Consider the following 767-nt stretch of genomic DNA (forward strand, 5'->3'; position numbering starts at 1 on the left):
GATTCGCGCGACTGACTTAAAGGTCAAACCTTTCGGAGTCCCCCGGCAAAGCCGGGGGTTTACCGGACTTAATTACTGCATTCCAGCAAAACAGATACACTCAGTGAAGTTAAATGTTATTCATGTTCTATAACAGACGTAACATTGATGTGCATAACAAGATATAACCCGTAGCAGATGCATCACGGTTAATCATAACCGCCGGGGACAATCCCAGGGCATTTTGATGCATCTGAGCAGTTTGAAAAAACAAGTCAAATACAGGTGTATGCATGGAAACGTGTTTCAAAGATCTGTCAGCCAGCCAGGATGCAATACGTGAGGTATTGCAAACTATGGGGTTAATCAACGATGCGGAAACCCTGCACGTTAAACCGCTTACCGGCGGCGTATCCTCAAACATTTTAAAAGTCAGTGCCGGTGATAAACATTTTTGCCTGAAGCAGGCTCTGCCAAAACTTAAAGTGGCAAAAGAGTGGCTGGCGCCACTTGAACGGGTATTTGCAGAAATCGACTGGATGAAAACCGTCGCCCATATCGCCCCCAACGCAGTACCACATATTAAAGGCGTGGACAGAAGCGCACTGTGTTTTGTGATGGATTATCTGCCCACAGAAAAATTTTCTAACTGGAAATCGCAGCTGTTAAACGGAAATATTGACGTCGCATTTGCCGGGATGATGGGGGAAGTGTTAGGGAAGGTGCGATTTAATCGTCAGTTATGAGAACATAAGGCTTTCTTTGCCATAGATTTTTCACGATGCCCG

1 protein-coding gene is annotated in these 767 nt (G+C 45.4%); it reads left to right on the top strand.

From position 1 onward, the window contains the following. Window positions 1-272: 272 nt before the first annotated feature. Window positions 273-725, top strand: a complete 453-nt coding sequence (locus ACSZO4_RS25720; protein WP_437891913.1) for a hypothetical protein — start codon at window positions 273-275, stop codon at window positions 723-725. Window positions 726-767 lie beyond the last annotated feature (42 nt).

The organism is Phytobacter sp. V91 (assembly GCF_965644225.1).
Classification (GTDB): Bacteria; Pseudomonadota; Gammaproteobacteria; order Enterobacterales; family Enterobacteriaceae; genus CBFFRJ01.

Excerpts from the sequence above, each read along its gene's own strand:
- ACSZO4_RS25720 (WP_437891913.1), top strand. The coding sequence starts at position 273 with ATGGAAACGTGTTTCAAAGATCTGTCAGCCAGCCAGGATGCAATACGT.